This window comes from Arthrobacter sp. NPDC058192 (assembly GCF_042883665.1).
Lineage (GTDB): Bacteria > Actinomycetota > Actinomycetes > Actinomycetales > Micrococcaceae > Arthrobacter.
This window is the reverse complement of sequence record NZ_JBHVVJ010000010.1, coordinates 161,255-177,268: the sequence shown is the minus strand read 5'-3', so window position 1 is coordinate 177,268 and position 16,014 is coordinate 161,255. Positions and strand designations below refer to the sequence as shown.

Genomic DNA, 16,014 nt, shown 5'->3' with positions numbered 1-16,014 from the left:
CAACCAGTCAGCGATCGCGACCCTGGTCGAACGCACCACCCGCTACGTCATGCTCGTCCACCTCCCCGGGGATCACACCGCCGAAACCGTCCGCGACGGACTCGTCAAGACCATGGCCACCTTGCCGGCACACCTGCGAGGCTCCCTGACCTGGGACCAGGGCGCGGAAATGGCAGGCCATCAGTCCTTCACCCTCGCCACCGACATGCAGGTCTACTTCTGCGACCCGGCCAGCCCCTGGCAACGCGGCTCCAACGAGAACACGAACGGGCTGCTGCGCCAGTACTTCCCCAAAGGCACCGACCTGTCCGTCCACGGACCCGAAGACCTCGAACACGTCGCCCAGGAACTCAACGGCCGCCCACGCAAAACGCTCGGCTGGAAAACTCCAGCCGAGCGTCTGCGTGATTTACTACTAACCACCTAACCAACAGGTGTTGCAACGACCCCTAGAAACCGCCAAACGGTTGGCGGGCCCCTGCATTTGAGGCGCTAGAGAGGCAGCTGGTTGCGGGCAGCGGGTTACCGCGCGGACCAGCCGCCGTCCATCGTGTAGCTGGCGCCGGTGACCATGCCGGCGTCGTCGGATGCCAGCCACGCCACCAGGGACGCCACTTCCTCCGGTTCCACCAGGCGCTTGACCGCCGCTTCGGTCAGCATGATCTTGGCAAGGACCTCGGACTCGTCAATGCCGTGCACCTTGGCCTGGTCGGCGATCTGCGCCTCCACCAGGGGCGTGCGGACGTACCCGGGGTTAATGCAGTTGGACGTGACGCCGTGCGCGCCGCCCTCGAGTGCCGTCACCTTGCTCAGGCCCTCCAGGCCGTGCTTGGCGGAGACGTACGCGCTCTTGAACGGCGAGGCCCGCAGGCCGTGGACGGATGACAGGTTGATGATGCGGCCGAAGTTGTTGGCGTACATGTGCGGCAGCGCGGCGCGGATCAGCAGGAACGGCGCCTCGAGCATGAGGGTGATGATGCGGCGGAAATCGGCCGGATCGAACTCCTCGATGGGGCTGATGCGCTGGATCCCGGCGTTGTTCACCAGGATGTCGCAGTCCAGGCTGAGCGTCTGGAGCGATTCGACGTCGAGCAGGTTGACGGCCCACGAGGAGCCGCCGACCTCGTCGGCGAGTTTCGCGGCGGCCGACTCGTCCACGTCGGCGATCACCACTTTTGCCCCGCGTGCAGCCAGGGCGCGGACGCTGGCGGCGCCGATCCCGCCGGCACCGCCGGTCACCAGTGCCTTGCGTCCGTTCAGCGTGTTATCCATAACCCAGCCTTCCTTATAGAGCCATCTCAGAAAATCCGGGGAGGCGGCCCGCCCCGGCGTTGCCGGGGCGGGCCCAACTCAAGCAGCTCAGCGTGCGGCTGCTGTGACGCTCAGCACTGAAATGGCTTCATTGAGTATCCCCGCACATCCACGGCGATTCAATGCCCAAACCGGCACCCGCTATGTGCAGAATTGCAGACATGAACGCCAACCCGGATGACCTGCTGGTCCTGCTCGCCGTTTCCCGCACCGGAAGATTTACGACGGCGGCCCAGACCCTCGGGCTGAACCACACCACCGTCTCGCGGCGGATCGCGGCGCTGGAGAAGGCGCTGGGCGGCCGGGTGCTCTCGCGCGCCGCGGGCGGCTGGGAGCTCACCGAACTCGGCGCCGAGGCTGTGCGGGTGGCCGAACAGGTGGAAGGGGCCGTACGCACCCTGGACCAGCGCGGGCACGCCCCTGATCCCATCACGGGCGTCGTCCGGATGACCGCGACGGACGGCTTCAGCGCCTACATCGCCGCCCCGGCCGTGGCCCGGCTCCGCCGCGACCATCCCGGCCTCAGCGTCGAGATCATCACCGTGACGCGCCGGGCCCTCCAGCAGCGGTCCGGCCTGGACGTCGAGGTGGTGGTCGGCGAGCCGCAGGTCCACCGCGCCGAAGCGGCGCAGCTGGGCGAGTACACGCTGGGAATGTACGCCTCCCGCGGCTACCTCGCCGAGTACGGGACCCCGGCCACGGTGGAGGAACTGACTGCCCATGCGCTCGTCTACTTCGTCGATTCGATGCTGCAGGTGGACGACCTGGACGCCCCGCGCCGGCTGGTGCCGGCGATGCGGGACGGGCTGAGCTCCACCAACGTCTTTGTCCACGTGGAGGCCACCCGGGCGGGAGCCGGGATCGGGTTCCTTCCATGCTTTGCAGCCGACCTGCATCCGGATCTCGTCCGGATCCTGCCGGAGCAATTCGCGGAAACGCTGCCCTACTGGATGGTGCTCCGGCCCGACTCCCTGCGCCGGCCGGCCGTGGCGGCCCTCGTGCAGGCCCTCCGGGAACAGACGGCGGCGCACCGCGATGCGCTGCTGGGCAGGCCCAAATCCGCATCGCCAAAATCCACGTCGATTGCTCCGTAGGCGCCGTTTAGGGGCTCCGCAAGGGCGGCTACGGAGCAGCGGATGAGCGCTTACAGGCCGGTGGATGGGGTTACTCGACGTCGGCCGGGGCCTTCGGGTCGCATCGGACCGGGGCACCTGCCGCGAACGCCCGCACTTTCGCGTCGTTCCAGATGTGGGCCGGCACCGCACCGCCGAGCAGCCGCCGCGCGAGGCCGGGGTCGTCGTCGAAGGGCGAATCGCTGCCGGCCATGACCATGTTGCCGTAGCGGCGGCCCTTGAGCATGGCGGGATCGGCAATGATCATGGTGTGCTCGAATGAATCCGCAATCGTGGCCGCATCCTCGCGGGCGTTCTTCAGATCGGGGGCATCGCCGGAGTTGGCCACGTAGAGCCCGCCGGGGGCCAGCACGCGCCGGACGTGGCTGTTGAACTCCCGCGTGGTCAGCGGCCGGGGCGTCAGGGAACCGGCGAACACGTCGCGGATGATCACGTCCCGGGTCTGCCCGGTCAGGCTCTCGGTGACGTCGCGGGCTTCCCCCACGCGCAGGCGGAGCAGGGGCGCCTTGGGCAGGTCGAACCAGCCGCGTACGTAATCGGCGAGTTTGCCGTCCAGTTCCACCACCACCTGCCGGGCGTCGGGGTACGCGGCGTGGAAGTAGCGGGCCAGCGAGCACGCTCCGCCGCCAAGGTGCAGGGCGCGGAGCTTGGGCCTTGACTCCCGTGGCCAGCGTGACTCCACGAGCGCCGAGATCCAGCGCATGTACTCGAAATCGAGGAACAACGGCTCCGCGAGGTCAATGTGCGAGCTCATGACGCCGTTGATGCGCAGCAGCCAGCCGGTGGAATTGTCCTGGTCCGGGATCAGCTCACAGTCACCGGTATCGATGTAGTAGATGCCTGCGGCCGGACCGTCCGGACGGGAACCCTTGGGCACCTCCACCACTCCGGGTGAACTGCCGCCCGCGTTCCGGGCCGCTCTCCCCCGCTTCGCCATCAGAGATCCCCCGCCTTGTCCATGGTTCCAGCCTAGTTCACGGCGGAATCCGGGCGGCCCGCCGGCGTGCCCGTGCTCAAAGTGCTGGGCACGGGGCACTTACGGACCGTTAGTAATCATGCTTACTATTTAAGTCCCGGCATGGCCGGGTTGTGATCAGCAGCCGATCTTTTTGGAAAGGGAGCGAAGATGACGGAGAACGAAGTGCCCCAGGACGGAGTTTACGGCACCCCGGAAACCAGTCAGGGTGCCGGCCAGGATCCCCTCCGGCCGGCGTCGAGGTTTCCGCGCGAGGCGGACGGCGAGATCTACAGCGCCACTGCGGAGGGCGCCACGACAGCGTCGGTGACTGGCCCCGCCACCTCCACCACTGGCCCGTCCACCACTGGCACGTCCACCGCGGAGACGGCCAAGCAGGGCGCTGCCGACGTCTCCCGGACGGCAGCGGACTCCGCCCAGACTGTGGCCGAGACGGCAAAGATCGAGGCCGCCAACGTCGCCGCCGAGGTGAAGACCAGCGCCCGGGACCTCCTGCACCAGGCGAAATGGAGCCTCACGGACCAGGCCGGCACCCAGCAGCAAAAGGCCGCCGAAGGCCTGCGGTCAATTTCATCCCAGCTTCACTCCATGGCCTCCGCCTCGGACCAGCCCGGGGTCGCCCCCGACCTCGTGCGCGAGGCGGCCGAGCGCTCCTCCGCCGTCGCCAGCTGGCTGGACAGGCGGGATCCGGGCGCACTGCTGGACGAGGTGAAATCCTTCGCGCGCCAGCGCCCCGGAACCTTCCTGCTGCTGGCGGCCGGAGCCGGTGTCCTGGCCGGCCGGCTCAGCCGCAGCCTGGGCGCGGGCGCGCCGCCCAGCGCCGGCGGCGCCGGTGCACGCCCGGCTGCGGGCGGTTACCCGACTCCCGTCACCCGGATCCCCGACGCCGGGGCAGCCGTTCCGCCGCCGCCGGTGCAGTTGCCCGGCCCTGACGTGACGACGGCGGGCCTCACCGGAACGTACCCGCCCAACCCCCTGGCGGACGAGGGAACAGAGTCCGACTCGTGGCCGGCAGATCCGACGCTCGCGGAACCCTACCGCGACGCGCAGTACCGGGACACGTCCGGGCCCGCGACGCCCGGGCGGGATACGTCCGGCCGCGCTGACCTGCCGAGCGACGACCCATTCGACGGCGGTCGCCGGTGACGAGCGAATGGCCAGCGGAACCTTCTGCCGGACGCCGGTTTGCCGGCGTCCGGCAACCAGCCGGCAGGCGCTGACGCTCAGCTGCGCCCCGCATGGCAGGAGGCTTCGGTGGGCTTCGAACACATGGAAATTAACGGCGTTCCAGAATGAAACCGAGAGGGCTATTTCATTGTGCGAAGTTACGTACACACAGCCCTGCCAAGGGGTTAGTCTGGTGCTGTCGGTTCGGTGAACTTTCTGGTTCCGGCCGCACTCAGCTCTAATATTGGGGGCCCTGCAAGGCGATCCTCAGGAGTGGCAGACCATGTCCGGATATCAGCAAGCACCAGATGTGACGGTCCGTGGAGTTCCGGCCGTGGTTCCCCGGCGCAAGGGCAGCATGGTGGTCAACTGGATCACCTCGACCGACCACAAGACCATCGGCTACATGTACCTGATCTCGTCGTTCGTGTTCTTCTGCCTCGCCGGTATCATGGCGCTGCTGATCCGCGCCGAGCTGTTCGAGCCGGGCTTGCAAATCGTGACGACCAAAGAGCAGTACAACCAGCTCTTCACCATGCACGGCACGGCCATGCTGCTGATGTTCGCGACGCCGCTGTTTGCCGGGTTCGCTAACGTGATCATGCCCCTCCAGCTGGGGGCCCCCGACGTCGCGTTCCCGCGCCTGAACGCTCTGGCCTTCTGGTTCTTCCTCTTCGGCTCCACGATCGCCGTGTCCGGCTTCATCACCCCGCAGGGCTCCGCGTCGTACGGGTGGACCGCGTACGCACCGCTGTCCAACACGACGTTCAGCCCCGGCGTGGGCGGTGACTTGTGGGTCTTCGGTCTGGCACTCTCCGGCTTCGGCACCATCCTTGGCGCGGTCAACTTCATCACCACGATCATCTGCATGCGCGCCCCGGGCATGACCATGTGGCGGATGCCGATCTTTACCTGGAACACGCTGATAACGGCGATCCTGGTCATCATGGCCTTCCCGCCGCTGGCCGCTGCCCTGTTCGCCCTGGGTGCAGACCGCCGCTTTGGTGCGCACATCTATGACCCGGAGAACGGCGGTCCCATTCTCTGGCAGCACCTGTTCTGGTTCTTCGGCCACCCCGAGGTGTACATCATCGCGCTGCCGTTCTTCGGCATCGTCTCCGAGATCTTCCCGGTCTTCAGCCGCAAGCCGATCTTCGGCTACAAGGGCCTGGTCTATGCGACCATTTCCATCGCGGCGCTGTCCGTGACGGTATGGGCCCATCACATGTTTGTCACGGGCGCGGTGCTGCTGCCGTTCTTCTCCTTCATGACAATGCTGATCGCCGTTCCGACCGGCGTGAAGTTCTTCAACTGGATCGGCACCATGTGGCGGGGCTCCCTGACCTTCGAAACCCCGATGCTGTGGAGCATCGGCTTCCTGGCGACGTTCCTCTTCGGTGGCCTGACCGGCATCATCCTGGCCTCGCCGCCGCTGGACTTCCACGTCTCCGACACGTACTTCGTGGTGGCGCATTTCCACTACGTGGTGTTCGGCACCGTCGTGTTCGCCATGTTCGCCGGCTTCTACTTCTGGTGGCCCAAATGGACCGGCAAGATGCTCAACGAGCGCCTCGGCAAGATCCAGTTTTGGATGCTGTTCGTCGGCTTCCACGGCACCTTCCTGATCCAGCACTGGCTGGGCGTCGACGGCATGCCGCGCCGCTACGCGGACTACATGCCGCAGGACGGCTTCACGTGGATGAACCAGTTCTCCACCTACTTCTCCTTCCTGCTGGGCGCGTCACTGATCCCGTTCTTGTGGAACGTCTACATCACCTCACGCAGCACCGAAGGACGGGTTGAAGTCGATGACCCGTGGGGCTTCGGCGCCTCCCTGGAGTGGGCCACATCCTGCCCGCCGCCGCGCCACAACTTCACGTCCCTGCCCCGCATCCGCTCCGAACGTCCCGCCCTGGACCTGCACCACCCGGAGCTCGCGCGGAACTACACCGCGGAATCGCCCGCGCCGGCTGCGGCGGTGCTCGGTAACGCCGACCAGAAGGACACCGCCGAGTGAAATCGGTACTCCCAGAACCTTGGCCCGGACCGCGCGCCGGTGGCCAGTAGCGAAAGGCGGAATCCGGACAGCGGGGCCCAGCGTCAGCTGACGTACCGGTTGCGGCCGGCGCGGTAGCCAAACACCGCCGCCAGCAGGCCGACCAGCAGGAACAGAACGCCCGCGGCGGCGAAGGAGCCCGTTGCCTGGTGCAGCTGGCCCACCATCAGTGTCCCGGTCGAGCCCAGCCCGTAGCCCACGCCCTGCATCATGCCGGACAGGTGCGCTGCCGTGTGTCCGTCGCGGGTGCGGAGCATGATCATGGTGAGTGCCACAGCGGTGAGGCTTCCCTGGCCAAGTCCAAGCAGCCCGGCCCAGACCCACACCAGGTCCAGGGGGCCAAAGATGCTGAGGGCGAATCCGCAGCCGGTCATCAGCGCCACCACGGTGTTGATGGGCCGCTGGTCGCGGAACCTGGCCGCAAGGGCCGGCGCAAAAAGTGACCCGACCATCTGCAGCACGATGCATACCGACACGATCAGCCCCGCCGTCGCCCCGTCCACGCCCCGCTCCCGCAGGATGGGCGCCAGCCAGGCGAACACGCTGAAGGACATCATTGCCTGCAGCACCATAAAGATGGTGACCTGCCACGCCACCGCGGAACGCCATACGTTCACGCCGTCCCTGAGGGTCTGGTGCCGCACGGAGCGCTGGCGGACCGCCACGGGGAGGAAGAGCAAAAGCACGACGGCGGCGGGCACCGCCCAGAACCACAAGGCCAGGGTCCACTCGCCGGTGGCGGCGTAGATCGGGTAGGTGAAGCCGGCGCCGAGTGCCGCGGAGGCGCAGATGGCCGTGGTGTACAGCCCGCCCATGAGGCCGAGCCGGTGCGGGAAGTCGCGTTTGACCAAGCCGGGGAGCAGGACGTTGCACAAGGCGATCGCGGCCCCGCCGGCCGCCGTCCCGGCAAGGAGGGCAGGCAGGTGGCCCCCCGCTCCCGGGATGCCCAGTTCCGCCGGACGCAGCAGGAGCCCCGCAGTCAGGATCCCCATGGCGCCGAGCAGGACCCGTTCGGCACCGAACCGCCGGGCCAGGACCGGGGCAAGCGGAGCGAACACTCCGAGCAACGTGACCGGAACAGTGGTCAGCACTGCCACAGCCCATCCCGGGAGCGGCACCTGCGCGGTGACTTCCGGGAGCACCGCGGAGAAACTGGAGAAGACGCTCCGTAGATTCAGCCCGATCAGGACCAGGCACACGCCCAGATAGGCAAGCTGCCTGCGGCTTCCGACGCGGGTGGGCTCCGGGGCGGGCAGCTCATCGATCTCGGCATCCACCAGGGTGCCGCTCTGGGGCCCCACCGGTTCGCCAGGCCGCGGCTTCGCCGCGGCGTTCCTAGCTTCCATCACCTGCCACCCTTACACGGTCAAGATTTACATCCTCAAGATTCGCATGGCCGCGCTTCACCCTGCGCCAGCCGCACAAAATCGTGCTGTTGCGCGCATCACACTACCCTGCTATCGTCTATCCGCCCAATGACAAGTACTTCCCATTCAGTGGGAACCCTGGCATTCAACGACGCAGGCAGGAATGACATGACGCAGGAACTTTCCATTGAGGGGAACACCCTCCCGCTCCAAGGCATCCGCGTGCTGGAGCTTGGCAGCTTTATCGCGGCGCCCTTCGCGGCCCGCCTTTTCGGTGACTTCGGGGCCGAAGTCATCAAAATCGAAAAGCCCCAAGGCGGTGACGAGCTGCGCGACTGGCGTAAGACCCGCGGCACCACCTCCATGCTGTTCCGCACGATCGGCCGCAACAAGAAGTCCGTGGTTCTGGACTTACGGTCCGAGACCGGACGCGAAGCGGTCAAGAGGATTGCGGCCCAGTGCGACGTGGTGATCGAGAACTTCCGTCCCGGCACTCTCGAGAAGTGGGGCCTGGGCCCGGACGTCCTTCAGGAACTCAACCCTGCACTGGTGATGGTGCGGATCTCCGGCTACGGCCAGACTGGCCCCTACAAGAACCGCGCCGGCTTTGGCAGTTCCGCGGAGTCCTTCGCCGGCCTGCGCTACATCACCGGCGAACCCGACCGCCCGGCCGGCCGCGCGGCCGCCAGCATGGGTGACACCGTGGCCGGCCTGTACGGGGTTATTGGTGCACTGATGCTCATGCTGCAGAAGGCCCGCGGTGCACAGAGCGCGGCACAGACGAGACGCTCCCAGGTCGTGGACGTCGCTCTCTATGAAGGCGTCTTCAGCCTTCTCGAGTCCCTCGTCCCGGACTACGACGCGTACGGCATGATCCGGCAGCGCACCGGCGGCGCCCTGCCCGGCGTCGTACCTACCGGCTCCTACCTCTGCCAGGACGAGCTCGAGGTGGTCATCGGCGGGAACTCGAACTCCGTCTTCGTCCGCCTCATGCGCGCAATCGGCCGCGATGATCTGGCTGAGGACGAAACCCTCCTGACCACAGAGGCCCGTGGCGCCCGCGAGGAAGAGCTCAACGGCGCGATCTCGGCCTGGACGGGAAGCATGCCCCTCACCGAGGTGCTCGACAAGCTGGACGACGCCGGCGTCCCCGCCGGTCCGGTGTACGACGCGCCCAGCATCGCCGTCGACAAGCACTACCTGGCTCGCGACATGATCCAGACCCACGAAGTGGTCATCGAAAACGAGCCAGAGCTGATCCGCTTTCCCGGCGTCGTGCCCAAGATCCCCGGTCACGAGGGTCGCGTCAACTGGGTGGGCCCGGAGCTGGGCCAGCACACACGGGAGGTCCTGCAGGAGCTGGCCGGTATGGACGCTGAAGAAATCGCCGAACTCGGGCTACAGGAGGTGCGCTGAACATGAAGGTGGAAATCACCGATGTCTTCCTCCGCGACGGGCTGCAGGACGAACCGGTCATCGTCTCAACAGCGCACAAGCTCGAGATCGCTGAGGCTCTGGTCGCGGCGGGGATCAAGCGCATTGAAGCAGCATCCTTCGTCAACCCGAGGCGCGTACCCCAGATGGTCGACGCCGCCGACGTCATTTCATCGCTGCCGGTTGTCGCGGACGTCACCTACACCAGCCTGGCCTTGAACGGCAGGGGCATCGAGCGTGCCGTCGAGGCAGGAGCCACGGACATACAGGTGGTCACTTCAGCCAGTCAGGCGCACAGCAACGCAAACGCCGGACAGGCCATCGAGGACGCCCTCGCAAGCCTCGCCTCCGCTGTGGCCCGGGTCCCCGAAACCCGCTTCTTTGCCGGTATCTCCACGGCATTCACCTGCCCCTTCCAAGGCAGCATCGACCCTGGCTACCTCCTGCGTGTGGTCCGCGCCTTTAAGGACATGGGCATCCGCGACGTCGGCCTGGCTGACACGTTGGGCACCACCCCTACCCAGCAGGTGATGGCCAGCATGAGACACGTCCGCGAGGCAGAGCCGGACCTCACCTACTACCTCCACCTCCACAACGCTCACGGCCAGGCACTGGCCACCGCCAGCGCGGCCGTAGATACCGGCATCACCCGCTTCGACGCAGCCCTGGGCGGTTACGGCGGCTGCCCCTTCGCCCCCGGCGCCCACGGCAACATCGCCACGGAGGAACTCGTTCGGCACCTGCACGACGCAGGCCATGAGACAGGTATTGACGAGGACCGTCTCGCGGAAGCCGTCCGCCTCGCCCGCGACGCGGTCACGACCTCCCCTGCCGCCGGGCCGCTCGACCCTACCCGCTAGAGAATTGCGCGCTAAATCCCAAGCAGCAACCCAGCCGCCTTCAAAGGCACGCATCAACCAACAATTCCTACTCACCGTTTTGGAGACGATGATGTCTACAAGCCCCCGCACCACGGAAATCACCAGCGAACCAACGGACAACGCCACGGTCGAGACCACCTCCGGCCCCGCCGGTGGCGTCGAGCATCCGGTAACCCGCACCGCAGGACCCCGCCCCGGCACTCACTACCCCGGCAATCAGGGATTCCGCATCGCGAGCGTCCCTGCTCCCCTCTACCTCGTCCTCGCGGGCCTGGTCCTCGCCGCCGCACTCACGGGCAACCTCCCGGACACGATGGTGGTGGGTTTTGCCACCACCATCCTCCTCGGCGGCCTTTTCATCTGGATCGGCAACCTCTTCCCGGTGGTCAGGGACTTCGGTCTCCCCACCATCCTGTGTACTTTTGTCCCCGCCACACTGGTGTTTCTGGGGTGGATGCCGGAGAACATCGTCTCGGTGGTGAAGAACTTCGTTGACGGGCAGGGCTTCCTGGACTTCTTCGTCGTCGGTATCATCGCCGGCTCCATCCTCGGCATGCCACGTGCGCTACTGCTGAAGGCGGGTCCGCGGTTCGCTGTCCCCCTCATCGGCTGCCTGATCGCGACCTTCGTTCTCGTTGGGGTCATAGCAGCGCTGACGGGTTTCGGCTTCGTCGACGGCATCCTGTTCATAGCCGCGCCCATCATGGCCGGCGGGCTTGGGGTCGGTGCCCTGCCCATGTCGAAGATGTACGCCGCAGCGACCGGCGGTGACTCCGCCACCTTCATGGGTGACCTCATGTCCGCCGTCGTGATGGCCAACGTGGTCTGCATCCTTATTGCGGGTATCTACAACGGACTCGGCAAGCGCAAAAAACAGCTGTTCGTGGGTTTCAACGGGCACGGCCAGCTACTGCGGATCACCGGCCGCGGCGGCGACCTCACCCTGCCGCCGAAGCGCGACACCTCCTCCTTCATTGCTCTGGGCAAGGGCCTCCTGATTGCCGGCAGCCTCTTTGTCTTCGGCAACCTCGTGGCCGCCTTCATTCCCGGACTGCACCCCTACGCATGGACCATCATCGCCGCCGCGGTAGTGAAGATCTTCAAGCTGCTCCCCCAGGACGTCGAGGATTCCACCGCGGACTGGGGCGATCTGATTGGCACAGTGCTGGTTCCGGCCCTGCTCGTCGGCGTCAGCATCACCTACATCGACATGACACAGGTCTTCGCTTCCCTGAGCAATCCCCTGTTCATCCTGCTCACCATCTGCACCGTCATCATCGCAACGCTGACCTCCGGGTTCCTCGGATGGCTCGTGAAGTTCAACTTCGTGGAAGCATCCATCACGCCCGGCCTGGTCATGGCCGACACCGGAGGCAGCGGCGACGTCTCCGTCCTGAGCGCGGCCAACCGCATGCACCTCATGCCGTTCGCGGCCCTCACCAACCGCCTCGGCGGAGCGCTCGTCCTGTTCGTGACGTCACTGATCGTCCCGTTCCTTAGCTAACAACAGCAGGGAAGAACGGCGGTGCCCGCACAGCTGCGGGCACCGCCGTCGCAACCCACCAACGAAGGACCATCTTGAGCAACAACATCCTGGCCCTTGACGGCCGCACTCCATCCATAGCCGATGACGCCTGGGTGGCTCCCACGGCCACCGTCGTCGGACCAGCAACTGTTGGCGCCGGCACGGGCATCTTCTATGGGGCGGTCCTTCGGGCAGACATGGAAGACATCCTGATCGGCGAGGGCAGCAATATCCAGGACACCGCTGTTGTGCACGCGGACCCCGGCTACCCCGCGCGCATCGGCAGTGGCGTGAGCGTGGGACACGGGGCTGTGCTGCACGGCTGCACAGTGGGCGAAGGTGCACTCATCGGCATGAATGCGACAGTCCTAAACGGCGCCGTCATCGGGGCCGGTTCCCTGGTCGCGGCCAATGCACTGGTCCTCGAGGGCACCGAGGTGCCGCCGGGCTTCCTCGTGGCAGGGGTTCCCGCCAAGGTGCGCCGCCCGCTAACGCCGGAGGAAATAGAGCACTGCCGGCAGAACGCCGCCACCTACGTCGCACTCAGCCGAAAGCACCGCGACGCGGCATCGCGGGTCCTTTCCGTTTACCCCCTCCTTTCAACTCTAGGAACATGAGAACGCCATGACGACTACCAGCACCGAAATTCCGACAGGCGAGGCATCTGCGCTTCCGGACGAGGGCCACGTTTCCGCGATAGTCGCCGACGTTGTGGCAGAGCGGGCGGCCCATCTGTTCGGCCTGATGGGCAATGGCAACGTCCACCTGATCAGTAGGCTGACCCGCCGCGGGTTCCCCTTCACCTCCGCCCGCCACGAATCCGCCACCGTCGCGATGGCGGACGCGTACTACCGGGCAACCGGGGACGTGGCAGCCGCGACCACCACCTACGGTGCTGGCTTCACCAACGCCTACACCACACTCGCTGAGGCCCGCATGGCCCGTATCCCGCTGGTCCTGGTCGCAGGAGATGCACCCTCAAGCGGTCCGCGGCCGTTCGACATCGACCAAGCCAAGGCAAGCGAAGCAGCCGGCGTGGTCACCCTCGTGGCCGGACCAGACAACGCCGCCGCCGCCGCCCACCGCGCCTTCGACCTCGCGCTGCAAACCGTACAGCCCGTGGTGCTCGCCATTCCCTACGATCTGGCCACGGCGCCGCCCGCTGAGACGGAACCGCTCGAACCGTTGCCCGTGAAGGCGGCCTGGCACGCAAAACCTGGCGAACTGGACCGGGTAGCCGGCCTGCTCGCCGCAGCCCAGCGACCCCTGATCCTGGCCGGACGCGGCGTGCTGCTTGCCGATGCAACCGCTTCCCTGGGCGCCGTGGGCGACCGGCTCGGCGCCCTCTTCATGACCTCGGTCATGGCAGCCAACGCCTTCAACAGCCCCTGGGACCTGGGCATCGCCGGCGGCTTCACCCGCCGCCACCGCCTCGACGTTGCGCGGCAGGCGGACGTCGTCCTGGTGGTGGGGGCCAGCCAGAACATCTTCCAGACACGCTACGGAACCCTGTTCCCGGAAGGCACCACGATCATCCGGGTCGACAACGAACCGGACACCGGCCACCGAGCAGCTGCGGAGTACGTCCGGGCGGACATCCGCCCGTTCATCGAAGGCCTTCTCGAACGCCTCCCCCGCGCAGCATCGACGTGGCGTGACAACGTCCCCGAAGTGTCGAGCACGGACTTCCGTTCATCACATCCCAGCGAAGACCCCGTCGAATTCGGCCCCGACGGCCGCCTCAACCCGCGCGCCGTCGTCGCTGCCCTGGACCAGATCCTCCCGGCTGAACGTTCCGTGGTCATGGACGGCGGCCACTTCATTGGCTGGGCACCGATGTACCTTTCCGTCCCGGACCCGCACGCCATGATCCTCGTCGGCACCGCCTTCCAGTCCATCGGGATGGGCTTCGGGTCCGCCGCCGGAGTCTCTGTGGCCCGCCCCGAGCGCACCACGGTGCTGGTCAGCGGCGACGGCGGCGGGCTGATGGGCCTGGCCGATTTTGAGACATTCCTCCGGGCCACGCGCAAGGGCGTGGTGGTGGTCCTCAACGACTCCGCCTACGGCGCCGAACTGCACCAGTACGCCGTGAAGGGGCTGCACGACCAGGCGATGCTCATCGACGAAGTGGGCTTCGCCGCCGTCGGCCGCGCCCTTGGCGCCGACGGGACCAAGGCACACACCCTGGCCGACCTAAGGCAACTTCAGGACTGGCTCGCCACCCACGACGAGGGCGTCTTCGTGCTGGACGTGGCCATCTCGCAGAAGGTTGTGGCCGAATACATGACGGAGTCCGTGGCCGCCAAGGGCTAAGCGGGCATCATAGGCTGTCCACATGCCGTCTACTGACACCAACGGAAGCAACCGCACGCTCGAACGTGCCGCCGCCATCCTCGATGCCGTGGGCCGGTCCGCCGTTTCAGCAAGCGAGCTGTCACGGCGGACCGGCCTCTCGCTGTCGACGGCGCACCGCCTGGCCCTGCAAATGGCCGACTACGGGTTCCTCCGGCGTGCCGAAAGCGGAGCTTTCAGGCTGGGTGACCGGTTCGTCCGCTCCTCACTTGAGAACGCCGGTGCACCCGTCCTTCAGGAACTGCGGGACCGCACCAACGAAACGGCGCAGCTGTGGGTGCGGCGGGGTGATGAGCGCGTTTGCCTCGTGAGTGTCGACAGCCGTCACGAACTCCGCGCCACCCTGCCTCCCGGTTCCAGGCTTCCCCTGCCCCAGGGATCGAGCGGCCGTCTCCTTGCAGGTGACGAGGACGCCCTCGACGATCTGGCGTCAACCGGCTGGATCGAATCAGCCGGGGCCCGCACCCCTGGATTGGGTTCCGTCAGCGCACCTGTCCGCACCGACGAGGGAATCATCGCAGCCGTGTGCCTGGCCATGCCGCTGGCCCGGGTTTCGGACTCCCCCGGCGCAGACTTCGGAGCCTTGGTGGTGCAGGCAGCCGAGAGGATCGCCCAAGCAGTGGAAAAACCAAAGTAGGTCCACAGCCGACTAATCGCGGGACCAAAGTCCCTAGCGCACCGTTGGCCGCGGCGTTCTACTGGGGGCACCTGCGCGCTGGGGAGGGGCACGGCCGCTAATCCGGGAGGAAGCATGTCGGCACCCGCAGTGCAAGACCCCACAGTGCAGGGACGCGGCACGGTGGCAGTTGGCTATGACGGGTCCGAGACCGCCCGGCAGGCCGTCACCTGGGCGGTCACATACGCCGCGGAGGCCGGACTTAACCTCCGGGTGGTCCACGCGTGGGTGTGGCCCGTCTTCACCAAGAACCTGGGCCCGGTCAAAGGCGTGGCAGGCAGCGGGCTGCGGCACTCTGCCGAGACCATCCTGGCCGAGGGCGTCGAACTGGCACGCAGCGCCGCCGCGGCGGCGCCGGGTACTGGCGCGGCCGGTGTCGACCGTTCCGCCGGATTATCGTCCGGGGAGGCTGGGCCGCGGCCGGCCGCGGAAGACGGAGCGCCCCGGTTCCTTACCGGCGACAGCGGCCCAAGCGATATCGCAACACGCACTGCCGGGTCCGGCGTCCCGGGCAGACCCTCGGTGGAGGGCGTCATGGGAACCGGTCTTCCGGCGCCCGTGTTGCGCGAAGCCAGCCGAGACGCACGGCTGCTGGTGGTGGGAAGCCGCGGAATCGGAGCCGTACTGGGGCCGCTGGCCGGCTCGGTCTGCCTGGAACTCGCCGGCTCCGCGCCCTGCCCGCTGATGGCCGTGCGGCGCCCGCGCAGCCCGGGCAGGCCCGTGTTGGTAGGCGTTGATGCCTCCCCCCGGAGCCCGGCAACCCTGGCCGACGCCGTCCGGCTCGCCAAAGTCCTCCGCGCCCCGCTGCAGCTTGTCCATGTGGACCCATCGGGTCGGGCCACGGAAGAGCACGGCCGCCATGCCCCGCTCCACGGCCAGGAGCTGTTGGACCACGCCGTCAGCCAAGCCCGGATGTCCGCTCCAGACCTGGAAATCTCCGGCCTCCTGCGCAAGGGCCATGCCGCGTCCCGGGAGTTGCTCGCTGCCGCGGCCGAGGCCGACGCGTTGGTGCTCGGCACCCACAACCCTGCCGCGGGCCCCGGCAACACGGTGTCCGCCGTGCTGCACAAGGCACGCTGCAACATCCTGGTCAGCCGCTGAGCTGTCGCACGGAACCACAGCCGCATAAAACTACA

At 67.1% G+C, this 16,014-nt stretch carries 14 protein-coding genes; 11 read left to right on the top strand and 3 right to left on the bottom strand.

Translation table 11 applies throughout. The annotated features are described in order from the left end of the window. Positions 1–427 (top strand): IS30 family transposase (locus ACFVVK_RS12205; protein WP_390266830.1); only part of this gene is annotated, 427 nt, incomplete at its 5' end. A 95-nt stretch (positions 428–522) separates the two neighbouring features. On the opposite strand, the gene ACFVVK_RS12200 is transcribed toward ACFVVK_RS12205, so the two are convergent. Beyond that, entirely contained in the window at positions 523–1,272 is a 750-nt protein-coding gene (locus ACFVVK_RS12200) for a 3-hydroxybutyrate dehydrogenase (RefSeq protein ID WP_390266828.1), read from the bottom strand. Between the two features lie 200 nt (positions 1,273–1,472). Between ACFVVK_RS12200 and ACFVVK_RS12195 the strand changes: the two genes are divergently transcribed. Further along, positions 1,473–2,405 (top strand): LysR family transcriptional regulator, encoded by a 933-nt coding sequence (locus ACFVVK_RS12195; protein ID WP_390266825.1) that lies wholly within the window; start codon positions 1,473–1,475, stop codon positions 2,403–2,405. Positions 2,406–2,475: 70 nt separating this feature from the next. Here the strand turns inward: ACFVVK_RS12195 and ACFVVK_RS12190 are convergent, their stop codons facing one another. After that, a complete protein-coding gene (locus ACFVVK_RS12190) occupies positions 2,476–3,381 on the bottom strand; it encodes a spermidine synthase (protein WP_390266822.1) in 906 nt (301 codons plus the stop codon). A 189-nt stretch (positions 3,382–3,570) separates the two neighbouring features. On the opposite strand from ACFVVK_RS12190, the gene ACFVVK_RS12185 reads away from it, so the two are divergent. Together ACFVVK_RS12185 and ctaD are read left to right on the top strand one after the other, a co-directional pair. Further along, the gene (locus ACFVVK_RS12185) at positions 3,571–4,566 is read left to right on the top strand and encodes a hypothetical protein (RefSeq protein WP_390266819.1); all 996 of its coding nucleotides are present in this window, start codon (positions 3,571–3,573) and stop codon (positions 4,564–4,566) included. Positions 4,567–4,870: 304 nt separating this feature from the next. After that, positions 4,871–6,604 (top strand): cytochrome c oxidase subunit I, encoded by a 1,734-nt coding sequence (gene ctaD, locus ACFVVK_RS12180; protein ID WP_390266816.1) that lies wholly within the window; start codon positions 4,871–4,873, stop codon positions 6,602–6,604. An 83-nt stretch (positions 6,605–6,687) separates the two neighbouring features. On the opposite strand, the gene ACFVVK_RS12175 is transcribed toward ctaD, so the two are convergent. Continuing rightward, entirely contained in the window at positions 6,688–7,992 is a 1,305-nt protein-coding gene (locus tag ACFVVK_RS12175; RefSeq protein ID WP_390266813.1) for an MFS transporter, read from the bottom strand. A gap of 186 nt (positions 7,993–8,178) precedes the next feature. On the opposite strand from ACFVVK_RS12175, the gene ACFVVK_RS12170 reads away from it, so the two are divergent. From ACFVVK_RS12170 to ACFVVK_RS12140, 7 genes are all read left to right on the top strand, one after another. Further along, the gene (locus ACFVVK_RS12170; protein WP_390266810.1) at positions 8,179–9,426 is read left to right on the top strand and encodes a CaiB/BaiF CoA transferase family protein; all 1,248 of its coding nucleotides are present in this window, start codon (positions 8,179–8,181) and stop codon (positions 9,424–9,426) included. Positions 9,427–9,428: 2 nt separating this feature from the next. Further along, positions 9,429–10,304 (top strand): hydroxymethylglutaryl-CoA lyase, encoded by an 876-nt coding sequence (locus ACFVVK_RS12165; protein WP_390266807.1) that lies wholly within the window; start codon positions 9,429–9,431, stop codon positions 10,302–10,304. 91 nt (positions 10,305–10,395) lie between these two features. After that, the gene (locus ACFVVK_RS12160) at positions 10,396–11,829 is read left to right on the top strand and encodes a 2-hydroxycarboxylate transporter family protein (RefSeq protein WP_390266804.1); all 1,434 of its coding nucleotides are present in this window, start codon (positions 10,396–10,398) and stop codon (positions 11,827–11,829) included. 74 nt (positions 11,830–11,903) lie between these two features. After that, the gene (locus tag ACFVVK_RS12155) at positions 11,904–12,467 is read left to right on the top strand and encodes a gamma carbonic anhydrase family protein (RefSeq protein ID WP_390266801.1); all 564 of its coding nucleotides are present in this window, start codon (positions 11,904–11,906) and stop codon (positions 12,465–12,467) included. Positions 12,468–12,474: 7 nt separating this feature from the next. After that, positions 12,475–14,163, top strand: coding sequence for a thiamine pyrophosphate-binding protein (locus ACFVVK_RS12150; protein WP_390266798.1), 1,689 nt, complete (start codon positions 12,475–12,477; stop codon positions 14,161–14,163). A gap of 22 nt (positions 14,164–14,185) precedes the next feature. Next, positions 14,186–14,839 carry an IclR family transcriptional regulator gene (locus tag ACFVVK_RS12145; RefSeq protein WP_390266795.1) on the top strand — a complete coding sequence of 218 codons (654 nt, stop codon included), beginning with the start codon at positions 14,186–14,188 and terminating at the stop codon, positions 14,837–14,839. Between the two features lie 114 nt (positions 14,840–14,953). After that, the gene (locus ACFVVK_RS12140; protein WP_390266792.1) at positions 14,954–15,979 is read left to right on the top strand and encodes a universal stress protein; all 1,026 of its coding nucleotides are present in this window, start codon (positions 14,954–14,956) and stop codon (positions 15,977–15,979) included. Positions 15,980–16,014 lie beyond the last annotated feature (35 nt).

Bases quoted from the DNA above. Each gene is read 5' to 3' on its own strand.
- ACFVVK_RS12200 (WP_390266828.1), bottom strand. From the start codon at position 1,272: ATGGATAACACGCTGAACGGACGCAAGGCACTGGTGACCGGCGGTGCC.
- ACFVVK_RS12195 (WP_390266825.1), top strand. From the start codon at position 1,473: ATGAACGCCAACCCGGATGACCTGCTGGTCCTGCTCGCCGTTTCCCGC.
- ACFVVK_RS12190 (WP_390266822.1), bottom strand. From the start codon at position 3,381: ATGGCGAAGCGGGGGAGAGCGGCCCGGAACGCGGGCGGCAGTTCACCC.
- ACFVVK_RS12185 (WP_390266819.1), top strand. From the start codon at position 3,571: ATGACGGAGAACGAAGTGCCCCAGGACGGAGTTTACGGCACCCCGGAA.
- ctaD (WP_390266816.1), top strand. From the start codon at position 4,871: ATGTCCGGATATCAGCAAGCACCAGATGTGACGGTCCGTGGAGTTCCG.
- ACFVVK_RS12170 (WP_390266810.1), top strand. From the start codon at position 8,179: ATGACGCAGGAACTTTCCATTGAGGGGAACACCCTCCCGCTCCAAGGC.
- ACFVVK_RS12165 (WP_390266807.1), top strand. From the start codon at position 9,429: ATGAAGGTGGAAATCACCGATGTCTTCCTCCGCGACGGGCTGCAGGAC.
- ACFVVK_RS12160 (WP_390266804.1), top strand. From the start codon at position 10,396: ATGTCTACAAGCCCCCGCACCACGGAAATCACCAGCGAACCAACGGAC.
- ACFVVK_RS12150 (WP_390266798.1), top strand. From the start codon at position 12,475: ATGACGACTACCAGCACCGAAATTCCGACAGGCGAGGCATCTGCGCTT.
- ACFVVK_RS12145 (WP_390266795.1), top strand. From the start codon at position 14,186: ATGCCGTCTACTGACACCAACGGAAGCAACCGCACGCTCGAACGTGCC.
- ACFVVK_RS12140 (WP_390266792.1), top strand. From the start codon at position 14,954: ATGTCGGCACCCGCAGTGCAAGACCCCACAGTGCAGGGACGCGGCACG.